At 58.7% G+C, this 286-nt stretch carries 1 pseudogene; it reads left to right on the top strand.

Features of this window, described 5'->3' with window-relative positions:
- Positions 1-286: pseudogene (locus B2R17_RS04015) on the top strand (AAA family ATPase); the annotation flags it as partial.

The following is a 286-nucleotide window of genomic DNA, read 5'->3' as shown; positions in this document are numbered from 1 at the left end:
TGTGCGGTGTCGAGCAGTGGAGCCTGTCCACCTGGGACATTGATCGCGGACTCAGTCCGCCGATTGCCGATGCCGAGGATCCACTGGCAGCGATCCACGCGTTTCGAAACCGCGAAGGCGAAGGGACCAACATTCTGGTCCTGCAGAACTTTCATCGCTTCCTGCAGTCGGCCGAGATCGTGCAAGCGATCCACCACGCGGTGGTCGCCGGCAAAACGACTCGCAACATTGTGGTGATCTTGTCACCAGTCGTTCAGCTGCCAGTGGAACTGGCGACACTTTTTGT

Source organism: Rhodopirellula sp. UBA1907 (genome assembly GCF_002337565.1).
GTDB lineage: Bacteria > Planctomycetota > Planctomycetia > Pirellulales > Pirellulaceae > Rhodopirellula > Rhodopirellula europaea.
The sequence above is the reverse complement of the archived record's forward strand: the minus strand, read 5'-3'. Positions and strand labels throughout refer to the sequence as shown.